Annotated in this window: 19 protein-coding genes, 1 tRNA gene and 1 pseudogene; 8 read left to right on the plus strand and 13 right to left on the minus strand. The window is 67.4% G+C overall.

Features of this window, described 5'->3' with window-relative positions:
• Nucleotides 1-200 precede the first annotated feature (200 nt).
• Nucleotides 201-269: transfer RNA gene (locus tag ACQEUR_RS23570), tRNA-Arg, on the plus strand.
• Between the two features lie 159 nt (nucleotides 270-428).
• Nucleotides 429-1,529, plus strand: a pseudogene (locus ACQEUR_RS23575) (transposase).
• 153 nt (nucleotides 1,530-1,682) lie between these two features.
• On the opposite strand, the gene ACQEUR_RS23580 reads toward ACQEUR_RS23575, so the two are convergent.
• The 4 genes from ACQEUR_RS23580 to ACQEUR_RS23595 form a co-directional block, all read right to left on the minus strand.
• The gene (locus ACQEUR_RS23580; protein WP_433034971.1) at nucleotides 1,683-2,996 is read right to left on the minus strand and encodes an ISL3 family transposase; all 1,314 of its coding nucleotides are present in this window, start codon (nucleotides 2,994-2,996) and stop codon (nucleotides 1,683-1,685) included.
• Nucleotides 2,997-3,160: 164 nt separating this feature from the next.
• Nucleotides 3,161-3,292 (minus strand): hypothetical protein, encoded by a 132-nt coding sequence (locus tag ACQEUR_RS23585; RefSeq protein WP_433034974.1) that lies wholly within the window; start codon nucleotides 3,290-3,292, stop codon nucleotides 3,161-3,163.
• Nucleotides 3,293-3,361: 69 nt separating this feature from the next.
• Complete coding sequence (locus ACQEUR_RS23590; protein WP_433034977.1) at nucleotides 3,362-3,541, minus strand: hypothetical protein; 180 nt, start codon at nucleotides 3,539-3,541, stop codon at nucleotides 3,362-3,364.
• Nucleotides 3,542-4,005: 464 nt separating this feature from the next.
• Entirely contained in the window at nucleotides 4,006-4,992 is a 987-nt protein-coding gene (locus ACQEUR_RS23595; protein WP_433034980.1) for an alpha/beta hydrolase, read from the minus strand.
• Nucleotides 4,993-5,127: 135 nt separating this feature from the next.
• On the opposite strand from ACQEUR_RS23595, the gene ACQEUR_RS23600 reads away from it, so the two are divergent.
• Nucleotides 5,128-5,628: a TetR/AcrR family transcriptional regulator gene (locus ACQEUR_RS23600; RefSeq protein WP_433034983.1), complete on the plus strand. Its 501-nt coding sequence runs from the start codon at nucleotides 5,128-5,130 to the stop codon at nucleotides 5,626-5,628.
• Nucleotides 5,629-6,108: 480 nt separating this feature from the next.
• Here the strand turns inward: ACQEUR_RS23600 and ACQEUR_RS23605 are convergent.
• Both ACQEUR_RS23605 and ACQEUR_RS23610 read right to left on the minus strand, forming a co-directional pair.
• Nucleotides 6,109-7,310 (minus strand): IS3 family transposase gene (locus tag ACQEUR_RS23605; RefSeq protein ID WP_433034986.1). Its coding sequence is split into 2 segments (ribosomal slippage): nucleotides 6,109-7,023 and nucleotides 7,026-7,310, totalling 1,200 coding nucleotides; the frame shifts between segments, so codons are not numbered across the junction.
• A gap of 257 nt (nucleotides 7,311-7,567) precedes the next feature.
• Nucleotides 7,568-8,623: a transposase gene (locus tag ACQEUR_RS23610; RefSeq protein WP_433034989.1), complete on the minus strand. Its 1,056-nt coding sequence runs from the start codon at nucleotides 8,621-8,623 to the stop codon at nucleotides 7,568-7,570.
• 315 nt (nucleotides 8,624-8,938) lie between these two features.
• Between ACQEUR_RS23610 and ACQEUR_RS23615 the strand changes: the two genes are divergently transcribed.
• Complete coding sequence (locus ACQEUR_RS23615) at nucleotides 8,939-9,916, plus strand: alpha/beta fold hydrolase (protein ID WP_433034992.1); 978 nt, start codon at nucleotides 8,939-8,941, stop codon at nucleotides 9,914-9,916.
• 791 nt (nucleotides 9,917-10,707) lie between these two features.
• Nucleotides 10,708-11,220: a lytic polysaccharide monooxygenase auxiliary activity family 9 protein gene (locus ACQEUR_RS23620; RefSeq protein WP_433034995.1), complete on the plus strand. Its 513-nt coding sequence runs from the start codon at nucleotides 10,708-10,710 to the stop codon at nucleotides 11,218-11,220.
• Between the two features lie 234 nt (nucleotides 11,221-11,454).
• On the opposite strand, the gene ACQEUR_RS23625 is transcribed toward ACQEUR_RS23620, so the two are convergent.
• The gene (locus ACQEUR_RS23625) at nucleotides 11,455-11,592 is read right to left on the minus strand and encodes a hypothetical protein (RefSeq protein WP_433034998.1); all 138 of its coding nucleotides are present in this window, start codon (nucleotides 11,590-11,592) and stop codon (nucleotides 11,455-11,457) included.
• Between the two features lie 744 nt (nucleotides 11,593-12,336).
• Here ACQEUR_RS23625 and ACQEUR_RS23630 point away from each other — a divergent pair.
• On the plus strand, nucleotides 12,337-13,560 hold the full coding sequence (locus tag ACQEUR_RS23630) for an epoxide hydrolase family protein (RefSeq protein ID WP_433035001.1): 1,224 nt from the start codon (nucleotides 12,337-12,339) through the stop codon (nucleotides 13,558-13,560).
• A gap of 565 nt (nucleotides 13,561-14,125) precedes the next feature.
• Here ACQEUR_RS23630 and ACQEUR_RS23635 read toward each other — a convergent pair.
• The 3 genes from ACQEUR_RS23635 to ACQEUR_RS23645 all read right to left on the minus strand — a co-directional run bounded on the left by ACQEUR_RS23635 (nucleotide 14,126) and on the right by ACQEUR_RS23645 (nucleotide 15,762).
• Nucleotides 14,126-14,614, minus strand: a complete 489-nt coding sequence (locus tag ACQEUR_RS23635) for a GNAT family N-acetyltransferase (RefSeq protein ID WP_433035004.1) — start codon at nucleotides 14,612-14,614, stop codon at nucleotides 14,126-14,128.
• Nucleotides 14,615-14,623: 9 nt separating this feature from the next.
• Nucleotides 14,624-15,103 (minus strand): hypothetical protein, encoded by a 480-nt coding sequence (locus ACQEUR_RS23640; protein WP_433035007.1) that lies wholly within the window; start codon nucleotides 15,101-15,103, stop codon nucleotides 14,624-14,626.
• Between the two features lie 122 nt (nucleotides 15,104-15,225).
• A complete protein-coding gene (locus ACQEUR_RS23645; RefSeq protein ID WP_433035054.1) occupies nucleotides 15,226-15,762 on the minus strand; it encodes a hypothetical protein in 537 nt (178 codons plus the stop codon).
• 114 nt (nucleotides 15,763-15,876) lie between these two features.
• On the opposite strand from ACQEUR_RS23645, the gene ACQEUR_RS23650 reads away from it, so the two are divergent.
• Together ACQEUR_RS23650 and ACQEUR_RS23655 are read left to right on the plus strand one after the other, a co-directional pair.
• A complete protein-coding gene (locus ACQEUR_RS23650; RefSeq protein WP_433035010.1) occupies nucleotides 15,877-17,064 on the plus strand; it encodes a serine hydrolase domain-containing protein in 1,188 nt (395 codons plus the stop codon).
• Between the two features lie 22 nt (nucleotides 17,065-17,086).
• Nucleotides 17,087-17,653, plus strand: a complete 567-nt coding sequence (locus ACQEUR_RS23655) for a maleylpyruvate isomerase N-terminal domain-containing protein (protein ID WP_433035013.1) — start codon at nucleotides 17,087-17,089, stop codon at nucleotides 17,651-17,653.
• Between the two features lie 237 nt (nucleotides 17,654-17,890).
• Here ACQEUR_RS23655 and ACQEUR_RS23660 read toward each other — a convergent pair whose 3' ends face one another.
• The 3 genes from ACQEUR_RS23660 to ACQEUR_RS23670 form a co-directional block, all read right to left on the minus strand.
• Entirely contained in the window at nucleotides 17,891-18,091 is a 201-nt protein-coding gene (locus ACQEUR_RS23660) for a hypothetical protein (protein WP_433035015.1), read from the minus strand.
• Nucleotides 18,092-18,253: 162 nt separating this feature from the next.
• The gene (locus ACQEUR_RS23665; RefSeq protein WP_433035018.1) at nucleotides 18,254-18,934 is read right to left on the minus strand and encodes a hypothetical protein; all 681 of its coding nucleotides are present in this window, start codon (nucleotides 18,932-18,934) and stop codon (nucleotides 18,254-18,256) included.
• A gap of 880 nt (nucleotides 18,935-19,814) precedes the next feature.
• Entirely contained in the window at nucleotides 19,815-20,585 is a 771-nt protein-coding gene (locus tag ACQEUR_RS23670; protein WP_433035021.1) for a dienelactone hydrolase family protein, read from the minus strand.
• Nucleotides 20,586-21,022 lie beyond the last annotated feature (437 nt).

The raw sequence follows: 21,022 nt of genomic DNA on the forward strand, positions 1-21,022 counted from the left end.
CCGGCGTGCCCACCGCCAACGCCGCCGTCAGGGACACCGCCCCCAGCAGTGCAATCATCTTCCTACGTGCCATTGCCGTACCTCCATACTCAATCGCCATCGTAAGGTGCGGCGAAGCTAGCACGACGTGTGCATATTGCGCGTACATCGGTCGCACAATCGGCGGCCCGCGCGGCCTTGCGGGTGCTGGTGTCGTTGTTGCCGGTCGCGGGGAATAGAGCACGAGATTACGGATCTCGGTGCCGTAGGTTCGAATCCTGTCGGGGGCTGTTTCGGGATATGGCGGCTCGGCAGAGCGACGGCCTGGTCCGCTTCCAGTAAGGGCGCGGCCGGTGCTGGAGTGCCTGGGGCGCTGAGAGTGCCTTCTGATCTGGGATGATCTGACTTGTCTAGGGTCAAGATTGTCCGTCACGGAAGGCACTCTCACGGTGCAAAGTACCGGCTCACGTCCGAAGGTTGTCGTCACTGCTGGTGCTCGTGGAGTGGTCGGTCATGCCGGCACGCCTGCTCACCGATCTCGCCGATAAGACCGGCCTGACCAGGAGTTTTATTCAGGCGTTGGGCCATGAACGGCTGCGTCGCTCAGCGCATGAGCCGGGACGGGTCGCTATCGATCTGGCGGTGTTGCTGGCCGAAGGCGGTGAGACTATCGCTGATCTGGCGGTGCTGCGCCAGCAGCCGGATTTGTTCGGGGCGGTGGCCTCGGACGCGACGGCGTGGCGGGTCCTCGATTCGATCGACGAGCCGGCGCTGCGGCGTTTGCGTGCTGCCCGGGCTGCCACGCGGGAGCTGGCCTGGTCGCAGTTGGCCGAGACCCGCGGCCGGGTGCCGGCCACGCGTTCCTCGCCCACATCCGCGGGCTACGCGGACAGGGTCTGGACACCCGGTTCTCCGTCGGCGTCGCGATCGGCGAGCCGGTCCGGACCGCGATCACCGCCGCCCAGGACTGGATTCCCGCCCTCAACGCCGACGGCGGCCTGCGTGACGGGGCCGAACTTGCCGAGCTGACCGACCTTGTCGATCCGCAGTCGCTGGTCGGTTTCCCGGCCGGCACCCGGTTGATCTGCCGCCGGGAACGCCCGCATCCGGGTGCGCAGCTGACCTTGTTCGACACCATCAAAGGGATGCGGCACCAGGTGTTCGCCACCGACACACCGGCCGCCGGCACTCCAATCCAATACCTGGAAGTCCGCCACCGCACCCACGCCCGGGTCGAAGACCGGATCCGCACAGGCAAGAGCACCGGTTTCGGTCGATTCCCGTCACGGGTGTTCGCGATCAACCAGGCGTGGCTTGAACTCGCCCTGACCGGTATCGACCTGCTCGCCTGGACCCAGCATCTCCTGCTCGACGGGCCGTTGGCCCTCGCCGAGCCGAAGAAACTGCGCTACCGGCTGCTGCACGTCGCCGCGAAGATCAGCCGCACCGCCCGCACCAACACCCTGCGCATCGCCGCCGGCTGGCCCTGGGCCCCACAGCTCATCACCGCATTCCACCGACTTGGCCAGCTACCCGAACCCGTTACCTGACAACAGAACCCGACACACCAACCACGACCAGGACCCACGGAGCAACCCGACCTAAGGCCGGGCGATACCCGCTACCCACCACCAGAACAACCGTCACAACCACGCCCAGACCATCCCCCAGCGCAATCCACGAGGCTTGATGAAAGACGGAGGTTAGCGGGGGTCGAGGTGGCCTCGGGCTCGTCTGGTGGTGGCGCAGCGGGTGCGTAGTCGCTGGTTGACGGGGTTGCGGAAGCCGTACGCGTCGCGGGCGACGGTCTTGATCACCCGGTTGGTGCCCTCCGAGCCGGCGTTGGTGATCCCGGTACGGATGAACGCCAGGATCTGCGGCCACCAGGTCTGCACCGTGGTCGCCAGGCGTTCGAGTTCGGGCAGTCCAGCCTGCGCGCAGCGGCGGTGGAACCGGTACAACAGATCGGCGACGTCCTCCCGGTTCGGGTGGGTGCGGGCCAAGGCGAGGAGGTCGAGCAGGTCCTCCTTGGCATTCCACGCGGCCAGGATCGGCACGCCGATGCGTTCTGGCAGCCCGGCGAGTTCGCCTTCGAGGTCGTCGACGTGCTCGGCGCGCATCCGGGCAGCCGAGCGGGTCAGTCGGTTGCGTAGTTCCCACTCGCGGTTGCCTTTGCGTCCGCGCCGGCCGCGGACCTGCACGGTCACCCGGCGGCGGACCTCGGTGACGGTGGCGTTGGCCAGCTGCACGAGATGGAAATGATCAACAACGAGTTGGGCGTGGGGCAGCACCTGCCCGACCGCGGACTTGAAGATCGTGCACATGTCGATCGCGACGTGGCGCACCCCGTCACGCCACGCCCGCGGACGTGCGAGCAGCCAGTCGGCCACGACCTGAGCGGTGCGGCCCTCGACCTGCCCGAGCAGCCCCTGCCCGCCCGACAGGTCGCAGAATCCGACGTGCCAGCGGTCGACCGTGGTCTGCCACGTGCCGGTGGCCTCGTCGAGCACCCACTTCGGCCGGCCCCGCCGGATCTCGTCGATACCCAGGACCTCGACAGGTTGCGGCTGGTCGGGCAGCACCGCGGCGGCGTGCGCGGTGAACGCCGCGGCCACCACCGGCCAGGACACATCGTGATCCCGCGCCGACTGCACGATCGTGCGCCCGCCGTCGGTGACCGCCGCGCCGGCCGCCGACCGCACCCGGCTGGTCAGCCGTTTACGGGCCGGGACGGCAGACACCGCCTCGGTGAACGACCCGCGCCGGCAGCCGGGCTCGTCACAACACCAGCGGCGCTCACACCACCGCGGACTCGGCCGTCGCCCACCGACGGGCAGGTCGCGTGGCCGGGTCACCCGCCGACCCTTCGACCGGCGTGCCGGTGTTCCGCACTCAGGACACCGCCGTGCCTGCTCATCCGCGGTGACCAGGTCCACGACCGGCCCGTCCGGCCCGTCGGCGACCCCGGTGACAGCCAGACCCGCAAGGCCCAACAGCCGAGTCGTATCCTCAACCATGCCCGTGGCTCTTCTGTTGTGATCAGCTTGCCTCGACAACAAGATGATCATCGAGGGCCACGGGCAGCCTCACATCAGGGTCCACTCTCGACAACTGAGCCCGTCAGCCGACCCCCGCTAACCTCGTTGAGCCGGCTTGCCTCGGTCGACCGGACTCGGCCCGGTCAGATCGCCCCCTTTTCCGCCCGGAGGCTGATCGAGTCGACCACCGCCCGCGACCAGTCGATCGCGTCGGCCTCACCGAGGCGGTGCAGGATCGCCTGGTGCAACCGATCGCAGAGCCCGTCCGGGCCCACTCGGCGAACCGGCGGTGGGCGGTCGCCCGGCTGACCCCGAACAGCGGGGTGGGTAGCATCGAGGGTGAGCTACCTTGCCACCGGTGCCATGGAGATGTTCCAGAACTCGGCGTAGCGGCCGCCGCGGCGCAGCAGTTCGTCGTGGCTGCCTTCCTCCAGGATCCGGCCGTCGTCGAGAAAGACGACGCGGTCGGCGCGTTGGACGGTCCACATCCGGTGCGCCACCATCACCACCGTCCGGCCCGCCATCAGCCACCTTCGCCAGCTCGCCGGTCCTGCGCCGCGAGAACCAGCCGATCGGTACGCGGCCGAGCCGCGCGGCCAGTTGCCGACGAAACGCCAGCTGCACCCGACCGTCGAGAACATGCCCGATACCGGACGATGCGGCCGTGAACAGCAGCCGGACGAACAAGCCGCCCGCACCCGCGATCACGACGAACCACACATGACCGTGATCGATCGGGCCGGGCGACAGGAAGCTGCGACCCAGCTCGACGACGGCCAGCAGCGGCGCCAGACCCGCGACAGCGCCGATGACCTGCAGGACCACGACGGCGGCGAAACTCCGGAGATGGGGGCGCAGCAGCCCTGCCGTCTTACGTTCGGCCGCGGACCCGGCATCCGATGGCGGTGTGGACTGCTCCCTCGCCTGGGCAAGGTCGGCGGTGGTCATCGCTCTCCTGTCTTCCTCAATCTCGTCGCGACCAGGTCCGTCATCCAGCGAGGCGACCCCGGAGGAAGTCGGCGATCTCGGCCCGCGCGGCCTTGGCCTGCGGCACCACGCCCGGCATGCTGAGGAACGCATGCGTCGCTCCGGGATGTTCGGTGAGCCGCGCAGGCGTCCCGGCCTGGCGCAGCCGTTCGGCGTACGCACGTCCGTGGTCGGCCACCGGGTCGAGTGTCGGCACCACGACGAGTGCCGGGGCCAGCCCGCTCAGGTCGTCGGCACGCAGCGGCGACACCTCACGAGCATCTGTGCCCGGCGGAACGGCCAATCGCTGGAACAGCCGCATCTGCGTCACGGTCAGCATCGGGCTGTCGGCGTGCTGGGTTATCGAGGCGTGGTCGAACGCCGTCTCGGTCAGATCCAGAGCGGGGTTGACCAACACCTGTGCCCGCAGGAACAGGCCTGAGTCTTTGGCCCGGATAGCGGCCAGCGCGACAATCATCGCGCCGGTGCTCTCGCCGACTACCGCGACCCGTGCCGGGTCGACGCCCCATTCCAGGGCGTGCCGCACCACGTGCCGCAGCACGTCCCAGCCATCGTCGACGGCGGCCGTCAGTGGAGTCCCCGGAGCGAGGAGACGGTGTTCGACCGAGACGACGACCGCCGGCAACCGTGCGGCGAGGTGGCTGTTCACCCAGTCGCTCTGCACCGCCGTACCGACGAACCCGCCGCCATGCACGTGCAGCACGAGGGGCAGGTCGGTGCGCCCGCCGCCGTGCTTGGGCGACGGTCGGTACACCCGGACCCGGACCCGACGATCCGGCAACGTCACCTCCTGCCACTGGATCGCGGCGCCACGGTCCGGGAACCCGGTGATCACGCGGATGAGAGGGGACGCCCGTTTGCGGTTCTCCGCGTCGCGGAAGGCGACCAACTCCTCGGTCGTCAACGTCATCCAGTCCCGCTCCTTTGCCAGGGCATGCAGCAGCCGGATACCCAGCGGCGGCCGTTCAGCGCCGGTGACGTCGTTCATGGCTCTCCTCGGTCTCGATAGTTCCGCTACCACAAGTAGCGAAACTGATAGTAGCGTAATTGCTATGGTGCTGTCATGACCCCAGCGGCCCCCTCCGCCAGACCGCCCGGTCGCCCACGCGTTGGCATCGACGCCGTGGTCTTCGCCGCGACGCTGAACACGATCCACGAACTGGGCTACGCGGGCGCGACGATGGATCGCATCGCGGCAGCGGCGGGAGTCGCGAAGACGACGATCTACCGCCGATGGGAGTCGAAGGGCACGCTGATCGTGGACTGCCTCCTCGACGCGTTCGGTCCACTGCCACTGGACGGCGGCGACCGAGTCGAGATCCTGACCTCGACCATCCGTTGGGCCGCGGCGAAGATCGGCAAGCCAGGAATCGCCGCGGCGTTCGCCGGCGTGTTCGTGGACGGCGTCAGCGATCCGGTCCTACGCGAGGTCCTGTCCACCCGGTTGCAGGCCCCATACCTGCGTACGCTTCAGGACGCGCTGGACGAGCCGGAGAACCGGGTCCTGCTCGTCATCGACACTGTCGTCGGAACCTTGCTCCACCGGATGGGCATGACCGGCGCGCCGATGGTCGACGCCGACGTCACCGCACTGACCGAGATGGTTCTGCGTCACTATGGCTGACGGTGCCGACCCGGCCCAGAACCTGGGTACGCACCCGGCGAGCCCGCTCCAACCGTGAGTGGGCGTCACCGTGGCGGTCCCACCCGGTCGAAGCCCACGCTAGTGACGGAGGATGCTGATGCCGAGCATGCGTGCTCCGGTTTTTGTACGGGGGCGGTGTGCTGCCTAGTGCGAGCACCACGTAGCTGCCGGGCCCGAGCCGGTGGCCGTTGCCGATGAACTCTCCCGAGATGACGTAGTAGCGTTCCTCGCTCTCGTGCACGTCCACGTTCGGCCATTCGGCGCCGGGTGCGAAGTCGTACATCCGGCCCCGATGCGGTGGCCGAGCCGATGTAGTTCGCCCTGGATTCGGCGATGTCCCATCGTGGATTTTCACGGGCCAGGCGTAGCACCAGGTCCCGGATCTCGTCGCTGACCGGTAATCGGCCCGGATTGTTCGGGTAGGTCCAGTGAGGTTCCCCCCGGGATGTGGACACCGGGTTATGCCGCGATCTGTTGCAGGGTAACCGGTGTGAGGGTTTGTTCGTAGTTGGCGGGGCTGAGGTAGCCGAGTGCGGAGTGGCGGCGTCGGTGGTTGTAGAAGGCGATCCACCGGAACACGTCGCGGCGGGCGTCGGGTTCGGTGCTCCAGTGATGGTGGTCGACGTCCAGCTCTCGTTTGAGGGTGGCGAAGAACGCCTCGGCCAGGGCGTTGTCGTACGACGAGCCGATCCGCCCCATTGAGCGGTGGACACCGTGGCGGCGGCAGGCGTCGGCGAAGTCGCTGCTGACGTATTGGGCGCCCCTGTCCGAGTGGAAGATTACGCCGTCGACTCGGCCGCCGCGAGCGGCGACTGCGGCGTCCAGGGCATCGATGATCAGGCTGGTGCGCATGTGGGTGTTGATCGACCAGCCGATCAGGCGGCGGGTGGCGATGTCGATGACGGTGGCCAGGTAGAGCCAGCCGCCGCCGACGCGTAGGTAGGTGATGTCGCCGCACCACCGCTGGTCGGGTGCGGTGGCGGTGAAGTTGCGGCCGATGAGATCGGGTGCCGGCGGGGCGGCCGGATCCGGGATGATGGTGCGTTTGCGGCGGCGTAGGTGCCGGCCCACGATCTCCCGCTGCCGCATGATCCGCTCGATGCGTTTGCGGTTGACCTGCACACCCCGGTCGCGCAGCTCGACGGTCACCCGCGGTGAGCCGTAGGTGCCATCGGAGTCGGCGTGGATGATCGTGATCTGCTCGGCGAGGGCGTCCTCGGCGGCGGCGTGCGCCTGACGGGTCGGCTCGCTGGCGGCCCAGCGGTAAAACCCGGAGCGGGACACGGCCAGGATCCGGCACAGCCGCTTGACGCTCCAGGTGGCGCGGTGGGTGGAGATGAACCGGAAGCGGCTGATCACCGATCCATCTCCTTCGCGAAATAGGCGGCTGCCTTGCGCAGGATCTCCTTTTCCTGCCGCAGCTCAGCCACCTCGCGGCGTAGCCGGGCGATCTCGGCGTCCTTGTCCGCCACCGACAGCGCGTCCCCACCTGATCCCGGACCCGTGCCGGCCTGTCGCTCCTGCTTACGGACCCAGTTCCGCAGCGTCTCGTGACTCATCCCCAACTCGCGGGCGACCTGGTTGATCGGCCGGCCCGACGAACGGACCAGGTCAACCGCGTCACGCTGGAACTCTTCCGTGTACTTCGATGGACGCCCCAACGGGGACACCCCTTCCTCTGGACCAGCGTCCAGTCTCAGGGTGTCCACATCTCAGGGGGAAGCCCACCAGTGGCGTACTCCAGCAGGAGATCAGTTTCAGGGTTCGGTGAAGGCTTGGCTGGCGTAGTGGTTGGTCTTCGCGGTGTCTTGATGTCTGCGGCGGTAGATGGACCAGGCGATGACGTCGGCGATGCGGCGGGCAGGGTGGATGACCAGGGCGTGGAATAGGCCGCGTAGCTCGTTGACGGTGATCGCGATCAGGCCGTTCGGGCTGGGGGTGCAGATGGTGGTCGCGGCGGCGAGGAAGGCGTGCGCGGCGATGACCGGAGTCGTCCAGCGGTGCCAGGCTTTCCAGCGGCGGTGCTGATGCTGGTCGAGGCCGAGTCCAGCTTGGCGGCTTGGAACGATTCCTCGATGCTCCACCGTCGGCCGGCGACGGTGACCAGGTGGTGCAGCGCAACGGTTTCGGGTGACCAGCAGCGGTAGAAGGCCAGCTCGCCGTTGGCGCGGTTGCGGCGGACCAGCAGCCAATGGTGGCCGGCGTGCTGATCGGTGGCCAGGGGCAGGGTGATGAATGCCCAGTCGTAGTAGCGGTACCCTTTCGCGCCGTCGCCCGACGAAATCCGCTGCCAGGCATGCGCAGGCAGGCAGGCCGCGATCCGGTCGGCGCGTTGAACACCCAGGCCGGTCGGCGTCCGGTGTGAGCAGGCGACTGCGAGGACGTAGCCAAACCGATGCTGTCGTAGCGCCGTGGCCAGGGCCGGGTCGCCGCCGTAGGCCTCGTCGCCGGTGACCCACCGGCAGAGCAGGCCGCCGGCCACCGCGGTCTCGATCAAGCGGCGTGCCAGCTGCGGTTTCGTGGTAGCCGTCGCGGTCGGTGCCGAACCGGCCCTGCCCGACCGTCTTTTCCCGAACGTTGATGATCTCGATGGTGGCGGAACGCTTGTGCGGGTCCACGCCGATGATGACCTGCCCCATCGTGTCCTCCCTCGATCCGACTGGAGGCGTGCGGCGCGCTGCTGGTCGCCATGGTGCGTACCACGCTGCCCCGGGTCCGCGCCCACCACGCCGCCGGGGTGTCGGACCCCGAAGGCTTCGCGGCGCTGGGGATGCAAGAGACGCTGGTACACATGCACGATCTGGCGGAAGGCTTCGGGCTTGCCCGGACCCCGCCCTTTGCTCGCGGGTGCTCGCCGCCTGTTTCCAGAGGCTCCGGGCGGCGCGGATCCCTGGCTCACCCTGTTGTGGGCCACCGGCCGCGCCGAACTGCCCGGGGGGCACCCTCGTCTCACCACGTGGCGCTCGGACAGCACACCGCGGTCATAGGAGGAGATCGGCTTCAGCCGCGGCCAGGCCGATGATCGTGCCCTTACCGCGGCGAGAGCGCACCGGGCGACCCGTCCCAACCGGCAACCCGGCGAACCTATGCGGTCACGGCACTAGTCGCATCCGATCATTCCGGTGAGCGGGCGCACACGGTCGAGGGCATGGGCATGGGCATGGGCATGGCGAGGGAATTTTTCGGATCGACGGGGTGTTCGAGAGTGTCTTGGTAGGGCTGTCCCCCTCCGCATCCGGGGGGGGGTGGTCGGATGTTCTTGTGTCGGGTCCACCGGCAGGCTCGACGTATGTCGATCTCCGCCTCTCGTCGTGGTTTTGTCAGACTGGCCGGGGCTGCGCTCGCCGGTACGGCCACCGTCGGCGTCGCCGGTACCGCGCGTGCCGCCGACGCGACCGCCGTTGGGCATCAGCGCATCTCCAGGGTCCGGATCCGGACCGCTGCTGGTACCTTCGACGCTGTCGCTGCGGGACCACGGCACGGCAGGCCGGTGTTGCTGCTCCACGGGTTTCCCGAATTCGGCATCGAGTGGGAGCACCAGCTGCTAGGACTCGCTGCGGCCGGCTACCGGGCGGTCGCGCCCGACCAACGTGGCTACTCCCCGGGCGTCCGGCCGGTCGGCGTCGGCAGGTACCGGCTCGATCACGCGGTCGCGGATGTCGGTTCGATGGCCGACTCTCTTGGATGGCGACGGTTTGACCTGGTCGGACACGACTGGGGGGCAGCAGTCGGTTGGATCGCGGCAGCGCGGTACGCCCACCGGGTGCGTAGTTTTACCGCAGTCTCCGTACCGCATCTCGGCGCATTCGCACAGGCGTTGCGTGAAGACCCGGTGCAGCGGGAGGCGTCGAGGTACATGGACACCTTCCGTCAGCCAACCCCGATCCCTGAGGACATGATCCTCGCGTCTGGCCCACCGCGGCTGCCCGGCGTTCCACCGGAGAAGTGTGCCGAGTACTTCCGGCGGCTCTCCGAACCGGGCGCCCTCACGGCGGCACTGAACTGGTACCGGGCTAACGACTTCGAGGGCTACCCGGAGCCGGTGCGGGTGCCCACCTTGTTCGTCGCAAGCACGCTCGATCCGTTCGTCGCCCCGTCCGGCGTCCATGCGACACACCGGTGGGTCACCGGACCGTACCGGCTGGTCAACCTCGACGGGATCGGTCACAACGTCCCGGAAGAGGTCCCCGAGACCATGACCAGCCTGCTCCTGACCCATCTGGCCGGCGGCGGTTCGGCCGGTGACGCCTTCCCACCCAGACGGTAGGTCAGTACGCGGATCGGGTCGGTCGCGGCGCTCTGGCCCGGCCAGCGCGAGGTGTCCCGGTGCGTCATCCGCAGTAGACATCCGCATCTGCCGCCGACCGTGCGCGCCCTCCAGCCAGCGCCGTCACGCTTCGTGGTCAGCCTCGGGGTCGGGCGGCGTCCGGTCGTGCCGAGATGAGTGAACTCAACGCGTTCGGTTGTTCTCAAATGTCCTAACCGAGTTGATCAAACGTGGTGTGATCAGGTCGCGCAACGCCCCTGCCGGCGACTTGGCTGAGACAGTCGTCGCGAAGGCCTATCGGGGCGAACTTGCGGCACCCTTCGGAGAAGAGCTGGGATGTTCGTGCGGCCGACGACGTCCTGCTGCAGGTGAAGTGCCGTGTCATCGAGCCCGGGAGCCGACGCACCCATGTGTATCCACCGTTCCGCGGGCGGCCACACTGAGCAGGTGTGGCGAGAGCGCTTGCGGACCGCTCGGCCTCGGCCCGCCGGTCCATCCCGGGCTGTCACCGGTGTCGGTTGTGTTCTGGTCACCGACGTCAGGCGAAGGCAGCCTCATTTGGTCGACTACCGTGCGTACTCGTCCTGCCCTTGGTCTTGACTGTTTGCTGTCGCATCCCTAATGTCGAGCTAACATATCGATGTGCATAAATGGACAGACCGTATGGCGACGTCCTGTTGCACGTCCCCCACCCCCACCCAGCCAAGTCGCTCAGAAGGTGGCCCGATACGAAGGGCATCGGCCGTTTCCTCTCCCTTCCAGGCGGCTCCCGTCCCGTGAAGGAGTGCTCCATGCACGCCAAGAGAAAGCTGGCCCTGGTGCTCGGTGCCGCGATGGCCCCGCTGATCATGTTCGTCCTGCCGCCAAGCCCGGCGAGTGCGCACGGCTACATCAACTCTCCGCCGAGCCGGCAGGCCCAGTGCTACGAGGGAACCGTCGAATGCGGGCAGATCAAATATGAGCCGTGGAGCGTCGAGGCACCCAAGGGCAGTATGAGCTGCAACGGCGGAAACCCGCGGTTCCCCGATCTCAACGACAACAGCAAGCCGTGGAGGGCGACCCCGGTCAGCCGCACCACGCAGTTCCACTGGCTTTTGCAGGCCAACCACGCCACCAGCACGTGGCAGTACTACGTCAGTGGCAGGAAGGTCGCGGAGTTCAACGACGGCGGAGCTCAGCCGCCGACGTCGGTGACGCACACCGTCGACCTCCAGGCGTCCGGCCGGCAGACGGTGCTCGCGGTGTGGAACATCGCCGACACGCCGAACGCCTTCTACGCCTGCATCGACCTCAATATCCAATGAGTGCCGCATAGCGCTGTAGGTCGTGCCCCGGGTTCGGCGTTGACGCTGGAACCGGGGCGTCCAGGTCCTCGCCGACTGCGAGGCGCAGGGCATCATGTTCGTCCCCTACTACCCCCTCGCATCCGGACGACTCACCGGCTACGACGAGCTGACCAGCCCCCGCGGAGCGCCTCGGCGCCACGCCAGCCCAGGTCGCGCTGGCCTGGCTACTGCGCCGTTCCCCCGCCATCGTCGTCATCCCCGGCACGAGCAACCCCGCACCTGCGCGCCAACATCGCCGCAACCGAAGTCGCCAAGAACCTGACCGACGCCGAGGTAGCCCGCCTGACCGGCCTCGTCGACGAGTCGAAGGCCGTCATCGACCAGCCGCACCAGTCCACGCTCGACGCGCTCAGGCCCACGACGAAGAGCCACCGCTGAGCAACCGCTCGGCGGGCGGCAGCCGGCTCACCCGCCCGCCGAGCTCCCGAAGGCAGTGGATCTTCGGACCCCAGCACCCGCCGCCTGGCTTCGTCAAAGCGTCCAGACAGCTCAGCGCAGGCAGCGGATGACATTCGAATCTGCCGCAGAGCACGCGCGGCGACCGCTGGGCACGGATCACAGAGTGTGGCGGTGTGGCTGGCGCGCGCCGTCCGATCATGCCGAGTTGAATGCGTGGAGCTGCGCGTGGCGGCGCCACTCGCACCTGCGGCGATTGCTGGCAGCTGTGGGTGACGGTGATGACGAATGCGATAGAAGCCCCGGGTGACGGGTGAGGCTCACGGTCGCGCTGTTCGCGTAGATGCGGGGTGGTCGGCCCAAGGATGAGCTGTTGTCCGGTGATGTCGCTGGCTGGTTGGCGGAGGCTGGTCTGTCGGGTCAGCGAGCTCACGGTGACCGTCTGGTCGATGGGCGCGCAGGTTGGGCACGGCGGTACCTGAGTGAGCCGGTCTCAGCCCCGGAGCGCAAGAAGGGGCGGTGCCATGGCAAGGAGGCCCCAGGCGCGTCGCCAACCAGGTCGGGTAGTGCCCCGTGCATGAAGACGCCCTCGCGTGGAAGACCGCAATGTTGTTGCTTGCAGCAGGTGGACAAGAGCCGCGGATCGACCTCCAGTACCCAACGAGAGAAGGGGCACGTATGGCTGTCAAGACCGTAGCGCCGGCAGGCACCACAGGGCGGCCGTTCACGATAGAGATCCCGGAGGCGGAACTCAGGGCAATGGGTGAACGTATCGCGGAGACGCGCTGGCCCGAGGAGGAGCCCGTCGCCGATCAGTCGCAGGGTGTACCGCTCGCGACGATTCAGGCACTCGCGCGCTACTGGGAGACAGAGTACGACTGGCGCAAGATCGAGGCGAAACTGAACGCCCTGCCGCAGTTCATCACCGAAATCGACGAACTGGACATCCACTTCATTCACGTTCGCTCGAAGCACGAGGACGCGTTGCCGCTCATCGTCACGCACGGATGGCCCGGCTCGGTGATCGAGCACCTGAAGATCATCGAACCACTGACCAACCCAACGGCGCACGGCGGCGACGCCTCGGACGCCTTTCACCTTGTGATTCCGTCGCTGCCGGGCCACGGTTTCTCAGGCAAGCCGACCGCGGTCGGCTGGGGCCCGGAGCGCACCGCACGGGCCTGGACCGAGCTGATGAGGCAGCTCGGATACACGCGGTTCGCGGCGCAGGGCGGTGACTGGGGGGCGGTCATCACGGATCTGATGGGTGTGCAGGCACCGCCGGAATTGGTCGGCATTCACTCCAACATGCCCGGCGCGGTACCACCCGACATCGACAGCCTCTTTCAGTCCGACATCACCGGGGCGAACAACGCGCTTGGTTCGCTGCCACCCGGTCTCTCGGCCGACGAGAAGCGCGCGTGCGAGCAGTTGGACTTCGTGTGGAAGCACGTCGCGTACGCCCTCATGATGGGAACGCGCCCACAGACACTGACTGGGCTCGCGGATTCTCCGGTCGGTCTTGCGGCCTTCATGCTCGACCATGACGCACGCAGCCTCGAGTTGATTTCCCAAGCCTTCGCCGGACATCCGGCGGGCCTTACACCGGACGACATCCTCGACAACATCAGTCTCTATTGGCTGACGAACACGGCGGTATCCGCAGCCCGCCTTTACGCGGAGAATCAGCTCTCCTTCTTCGCTGCCAAGGGCGTCACCGTCCCGGTTGCCGTGAGTTCCTTCCCGGACGAGCTCTATCAGGCTCCGAAGAGTTGGGCGGAGCAGGCGTATCCCAATCTCATCTACTACAACAAGCTCGACAAGGGCGGGCACTACGCAGCCTGGGAACAGCCGCAACTCTTCTCGGCAGAGGTTCGCGCCAGCTTCCGGTCACTCCGCTAGTACTCCGTATGCTCGTCACCGTCCGTAAGACGGCCCTGCTGTCGGCAGCGCGCACGTGCACTCTCGTGGCTCCCCTCTGTGTCAAGCCATTGTCGGGAGCACACCATCGCGCTGGTCCAAGCCCGCGATCCCGGCCCCGGCCGTGTCTACTACCAGCGCAAACTCGGTGAGGGAAAGACACCCGCCGAGGCGCGACGTGCCCTGAAACGACGCCTCACCAACGTTCTCTACCGACACCTCATCAAAGATCAACTCAGACTAACCACCAGCACGGGTTGACACACAGAGGCGCTCTTGAGCCACTCCCCGCCCTGGGACGACGCCCGGACCGCGCAGGCCAAATGAGAGCCACACGACCAGCATGGGCAGCCGATGTGAGAACGACAGCCCGGGCGCCTGGACCGAAGCCTGGCCGGGCCACGGTCACAGGTCAATGAAACAAGTAGCCGATGTGCGGATGCCGGACAGCGGTGGTCATGCAGCTGACGAGCCGGCTGGTAATGAAACAAGTAGCCGATGTGCGGATGCCGGACAGCGGTGGTCATGCAGCTGACGAGCCGGCTGGTCAGGCGTGAGCAGATGGATCAAATACCCAGTGGTTGGTCTGGAAGATGTGTCCCGCGAAGGCCGTTTCCTCTTGGCCGACGAGGGAGAACCCGGCCGAGCAACAGATGGCGTTCGATGGTGCGTTCATCGTGCTCGGGAACGCGTGGATCAGCCCCCAACGCCCATCCGCCTGGGCCAGGTCGAGAACCGCGCGAACGGCTTCGCTCGCCAAGCCTCTGCCTTGGAACTCCGGCAGGATCATCCAGCCGATCTCGGAGATGCCCTCGTGGGGGTACAGCGTCACCGTTCCCGCCACCTGGGCGGAGCCATCGGGAATGATCATTTTGATCCAGGCGCTGTCCGCGCGAACCGTGTCGAGGTCATGCTTGAGTTGACCAGCAACGCGATCACGCGACTGCGGGCCGCCGAGCTCTCTCATCATGACCGGATCGCAGCGCATGCGGAGATATGCATCGAGGTCGGCTGGCTCCACGTCGCGCAAGAGCATTTCGGGATGCTATCCGGTCGCAACGCGGCGCGCGACGGCAACCGACCGTCGCGGTACCAAGTGCGCACGTCTGCCGCAGATCGGGCTCGATGCAACGGCTGAAGGGTCACCCCCGGTGGCCGCCGACGTGTCTCGGTCCTGGCCTTCGCATCGGACGCCGACGCTCGTGATGTCTCCATTGCACACCAGTTCTCGGATCGCCGCGGCCATCGCCGATACACCCGGTTCCGGCACGATCAGCTGGTCGGCGGCCCAGAAGTAACTGCCGTTCGCAACCTCACCTGTCTCCTTCCACCGCGCCAACAGGCGGCCGACCTCATCGACGGTGAAGATTGTCAGCGCCCACGTGGAGCCATTGGGAAGGTCGACGAGCGCGTCGACGTTGGCCACCGTGTCCGTGTCTGGATCGAGCAGGAACCGCGCCACGAACGCCGGCTCGGTGACGGTGGTGTACGGATCGCCAGTGCCATGAACGCCATCCCGCAGCACCCGCCCCACCCCGACCAACGACCGATCGCGCAGCCGGCAGGCACCCTCGACCCGACCCCCTGTCGATGGGTGGTTGACCATCCGCCAGCGCCAACACGGTGATGGGGCGGTACAGGGAATCGTCATGGCTGTGCGGGACGACGCCCGCTGCGGGAGCCGTGGCCGGTGGTGCGGGCCTGCTTGAACCGTTCGTGCGCGGACTGGCGCGTGATGCCGAGTACCGCGCCGATGTCGGCCCAGGAACTGCCCGCCTGGCGGGCCCGGGCAACGGCATCCTCGGTCGCCGTGCGCTGCCAGCGTTCCAGGTGCGCGAGGACTCCCAACGCCTGCAACGGCCACGTGCCGGTGAGTTCGATGACGGTTTCACGTAACGACTCTGATCGGTTGAGTAGCCACGCCGGCGGTGCGGCCTCCCATAGCGGCCGCATATGCGCAACCCAGTCCGAGGTCGCGGACAGTCGGCCCATCTCGTCAGGACGATGCTCGGTCGGGCCGGTCCAGCCGCATGAGCACCGCGCTAGCACCCCGACCGCCGAGGGGCGCGGGCCTGCGCCGTCGCCCTCGCCGCGGCTCGGCTCGGCGTCGACGTCGGCGAGGGAGCCGTCGGACAGTCGCTCGGCCGTCGAGCCGGAGTGTCCGGGTAGGTCGTCGAGCGCGATGTGCATGTCAGTATCCTAGAACGTCAGGATTTCCTGACAAACGCCGTAAGGGTTGCCTAACGGTTGTCATCGTCCTAACCTGACGCGGGTTCCCGTGCCAGAGGAGGAGTACGAGTGGAAATCCATGGCTTTACCGAGCCCCGCTTCACGGCCGTCCGGGAGGCATTCGAACGGAATGTCGCACGGTACGGGGAGGTTGGCGCTGCGGTCTGCATCTACCACCACGGCCGTCCGGTCGTCGACCTCTGGACCGGCCTGGCCGATCCAGACACCGGCCGACCCTGGCAACGTGACACGCTGCAGGTCGTCTTCTCCGCGACGAAGGGCGTGGTCGCGGCGTGCGCACATCTGCTCGCCCAACGCGGCGACCTGGACCTAGACGCGCCGGTCACACGGTATTGGCCGGAGTTCGGCGCTGCCGGCAAGGACCGGATCCCAGTACGGTGGGTGCTCTCGCACCAAGCCGGATTGGCGGCCCTCGACCGTCCACTGACGCTCGCCGACCTGGCCGCTTGGAGCCCCGTTACCGCAGCCATCGCCGCGCAGGCGCCGGCCTGGGAGCCCGGCACCGCACACGGCTACCACGGGTTTACCTACGGCTGGATCGTCGGCGAACTGGTCCGGCGGGTGTACGGCCGCAGCATCGGCACCTTCTTCCGGCAGGAGATCGCCGAGCCGCTCGGCCTCGACATCTGGATCGGGCTACCCAACGACGAACAGCACCGGGTGAGCCGGATCGTGGCGCCGCCGCTGGACCTGTCAACCGTCGACCGCTCCTCACTGATGCTGCGGGTGGCGCTCCCCACCGACGAGCCGCTGGACCTGAACCGGCCGGACCTGCGCGCCGCCGAGATCCCGGCCGTCAACGGAGTCTGCACAGCCCGCGCGCTCGCTCGGTTCTACGCCGCGCTGATCGGCCCGATCGACGGCCACCGCATCCTCGACCCGGCCACACTCGCCGTCGCGGCCACGGAGCAGGCCGCCGGGCCCGACCAGGTCCTGCAGGTGCCGACCCGTTGGGCGCTCGGCTTCGGCCTGCCCACGCCGGATCTGCCATGGTTCACACCGACGTTGTTCGGGCACGCCGGCCACGGCGGGTCGCTGGGCTTTGCGGACCCGGCCAGCGGGCTGGCTTTCGCCTACATCATGAACCGTGTGCACGCCACGACGGAGCCCGACCTGCGGGCCAGCGATTTGGCCGTAGCAGCCAACGCGGCCGCACAGCGACCGGTCGCGCCGGGGACCAGGCGACCCGGCGCACTCCTTGACGACTGCATGCCGTCAAGACGGAGCGAGATCTGACAGGCTGTCGCGTGTGCGCCCGATGGACAGCCGTGACGTCGACCAAGCCGTGGCCGAGATGGTGCGGGTGCTCACACCGCACGAGTCCGCGGACTGGCGACGCCGGGCCGGCGCGCTGGACTGGAACTGTTGGGAGACGGCCGCCCACGTCGCGCACGACCTCCTCGCGTATGCCGGGCAGTTGGCTGCTCGGCCTGACACCGCCTACCTGCCGTTCGACCTGGTGGTACGCGAAGACGCGTCCCCCCGCGAGCTGTTGCGGATAGTCGACGCCGCAGGAAGGCTGCTGAGCGGCGCGTTGGCCGCTTCCGAACCTGCGGTCCGCGCCTGGCACTGGGGCCCGACCGATCCGAGCGGCTTCGCGGCGCTGGGCGTGAACGAGACGCTGGTGCACACCCACGACATCACCGAAGGGCTGGGAATCCCCTGGCATCCGCCCGAGTCTCTCTGCAGCGCCGTGATTGCTCGACTCTTTCCGGACGCTCCGACCGGCCATCCGGTCCAGGTGCTCCTCTGGTCCACAGGGCGCGTCGATCTCCCCGGCCGTCCACGGCTCACCTCCTGGGTCTTGAAGGCAGCGGTCGAGTAGCCAGGCCGGATGCCGTCGTCAAGCCGTACACCGGCATCCGCCCATGCCGCGATCCGCGCGTAACGCGGGGTCACGTGGCGGCGGTCTGACCGGCGCCCGCACATACCGATGAGCGGATGACTGACCTTGGTTCCGGCGTCGGTACGCGATGACGGACCAATGACCATCGCACTGACCCGCCGACACCTGCTCGCAGCGGACTACGTCCTGGTCAACCAGCGGTTGGCGGCTGCCGTACTAGCCGCGCCCGATTATTTGTATGAGGAGTAGGAGCATGGCGGCGACGATGCCTACCACCTGGGCGGCCTTGCCCCAGCCGGGGATTGGCGCGTCGCTGTTGCTGGCCGAACGTCTCGAGAACACGGCAAGCCCCAACGAGATGAGAACGATGGGACCGAGCAGCAGGGTCAGCCAATCGACCTGCACTGGCGTGAGCATCTGTGATCTCCTTGTTCGCGTCGGCAACTGGTGAACATCTTCGCGGAGACAGCCCGGGACCCCTCCCGACGCGAATGTCCCCGGGGTGTGTCTTGAAGTTGCCCACGCCTGTGGACGCTAGGCCGAGGCTGACGCTCGGTGAGCCGCTTGCCGGGCCCGCCGCTACATCGCCGCGATCGGGTAACCGATGGCGGCGATGTCCTCCCTCAGGTCGGCGACGGTGAGTTGAGGATTCAGGGCCTGTATCACGGTGTCGGTGAGCGGCCGGTGGGCGACGACGTGCTCGACTGCCGCCCGGTCCACCTCGATGCCGTGGTAGTTAGCGGCAAACCCGACAAACTGGTCGACGACGTCGTCGAGCAGGACATCGAGCCATTCGGACCCGTCCGCCCCGGGGCCCTCGTAGGGCCCGCGTGTCGATGGGAAGATGATCCCTTCGCCGGCGTGCCAGCGGTCGTCACCAACCAACCGCCACAGCACCGCCGTGGCGACGAATCGCCCGGACTCATCGCAGAAAGCGGGCTCCTCCAGCTGCGGGCGCAACACCCTGGGGAGGCCGTCAAGCAGCCCCGGCCACAACGTGCGGTCCGGATTGCGGTAGGGGTTCAGCTCCGACTCATGATCGAAGACCCAGATGAACGCGCCGTCCGCGGTGAACACGACGGCCCACTCTTCGCCGGCTCCGTTGCGCCACTGTGCCGCCTCGGCCGTGCCCCACGCCGAGGTATAGGTGTAGCAGGGTTCCTCATCGCCGATGATGCGTTCAAGCACGGCCAATGCCTTGCAGCGCTGCCGGAGCCGGTCAATGGACGGCAGCTTGGGGGCGATGTAGTACGCGGTCACCGGGTGACCCTACTCGGGCAGGCAGCGGCTCGCGCATCCACCTGACCGGGCGCTGGTGGCGCCTGTGCGCCCTCCGATACCGCGCACTCTCATGCCGCCGAGCGGGCGCGGTGACAGATCGTCTGCGAGTCACACAGGATGACGGCTTCGGCTGGCGTGCGGCGCACCGTGATGCCGATGGGAGTGCCCTCGACGGGACTGCGCAGCCAACCTGAACCAGTACCAGCGAACGTCGGACAGCAGACGCAGCACTCCCAGGCAGAAGGTCGCCGCGACGCTCACGATCGCCCACAGTGGACTCAACCACGCGATCCCGACGATTATCAATAGCAGTTTTTCGGCGAGGGCATGAACGGAGACAGGTCCCGGAGGGCATAACCGGCATAGCCCGTCATACCCGCACGGAGGTAGAGCAGCACGTGGAGACTCATCCAGGGGATCCCTGGTAGTTCGGCGAGAAGGTGGAACAGCCGGCAGCGGAGCACGTCAACGTCCACGGCCTCATCGCATCGAGCCCGATTCCATAATCACATCCAGCCCTTTGCGTAATCTCGTCTCACGAACCGTTGACGTACGCTACCAGTGAACGTGGTCGATCTCGACCGCTCAGCGCTTCTAGGCCGTGTGGTGCCGTTCAAGTCGCCTGAATCAAACGTCGATCATGCTGATGGTGGCGGTGGCTTCGTACCGCATCGCGAGTTTGTCGTAGCGCGTGGCCACGGCGCGGTGCTGTTTGAGCCATGCAACCCGGCCACGAGGTCTCCGTGCAGATGGTTGTCTTGGTCGATACCCATCTACCGGAGACCTCGCCTCGTATCGATCACCGACACGCCCGACCGGTCAACCCGGCCCCGTCACCCGACCACTCTTGACACACGGCCTAGCATCCGGGTGACTGCGCCCCGATGCTTTCGCTGAACAAGTCGAGAACCGCCCGCCACGCCCGCGCGGAGTGCCCGGCGTGGTAGCCCACGCCGGGCACGGTGGGGCTGAGGTGGTCAGCGCCGCCGGTAGGTGTCCCGTCAGGCTGAGTCGGAGCGGCCCAGAAGGCATGTTTGGCTCCGCCATAAATGTGTGCTCGCCAATCGACGCCAGCGTCCTGGAGCGCGCTGCTGAACGTTAAGATTTGAGCGGGAGTACAGAGCGGATCTTCGGAACCCGTACAGAGCAGGAAGGTCCCACCGGCATTCGTCCAGTCCTCGGCGCGCGGGGTTGGCAGGCCGGGGTGGATTACGGCGAGCGCTTTGAAGGGCACTCCCGTCCTGGCGAGTTCCAGCACGATTCGACCGCCGGCCCCGTAACCGAGCGTGGCAAGTTGATTGTGATCGGCGCCGGGTTCAGCGAGTAGCACGTCGAGCGCGGCCTGACCGATGGTCAACATGCGGGCGGGGTTGGCCATCAGCGGCAGGGCCCGATCCAGCATCGCTTGCGGCTCGCCGAAGAAGGTCCGGCCGCCGTGGTAGTCCATTGCGAAGGTCAGATAGCCGTGTTCGGCGAGGTCGTCGGCTCGGCCGCGTTGATAGTCATCGAGACCGACGCCGTCATGTCCAAGAAGCACGGCCGGCCATGGCCCACCGCCCCCTGGCCGCGACATGTGACCGACCATCGTCAACCCGTCGATGTCATACGTGACTTCCCGTCTTGCGATCATGAGATCGACACTAGCCGGACCATGTTGCTTTGTTGGACTGCGTTCGCTTCCAGCGAACCTGAATGCGGATTGTGAAGTGCGACCTGACCAGAATCTGCGCGTAAAGGACGAGGCTGCACGGTCGCACCAGCAGCGCGGCGTAGCCGATTCCTTCGGTGTGGATGCCGCGCGGTGCGACCACACCCCTCCCCGTTCCACCGTGTACGACCACCTCGACAAGGCCAGCATCGGCAGACGACCCCGACCGCCCGGCAGCGATGCCGTCCATGTCGCCCGACCACTTTTGACACACGGCCTTAGGACCCGACAAGGTCGGCATACATCGACCCTGACACATGCTGGCCAGCCTCGAGCGCACATCTGCCGCCGCCGACCGTGCGGCACCCACAGCCGAAGCAGTCACGCTTCGTGACCGGGCTTCCCTGCCGGTGGATGTC

The sequence above is a fragment of the Plantactinospora sp. CA-290183 genome (genome assembly GCF_050936375.1).
In the GTDB taxonomy this organism is placed as follows: domain Bacteria; phylum Actinomycetota; class Actinomycetes; order Mycobacteriales; family Micromonosporaceae; genus Plantactinospora.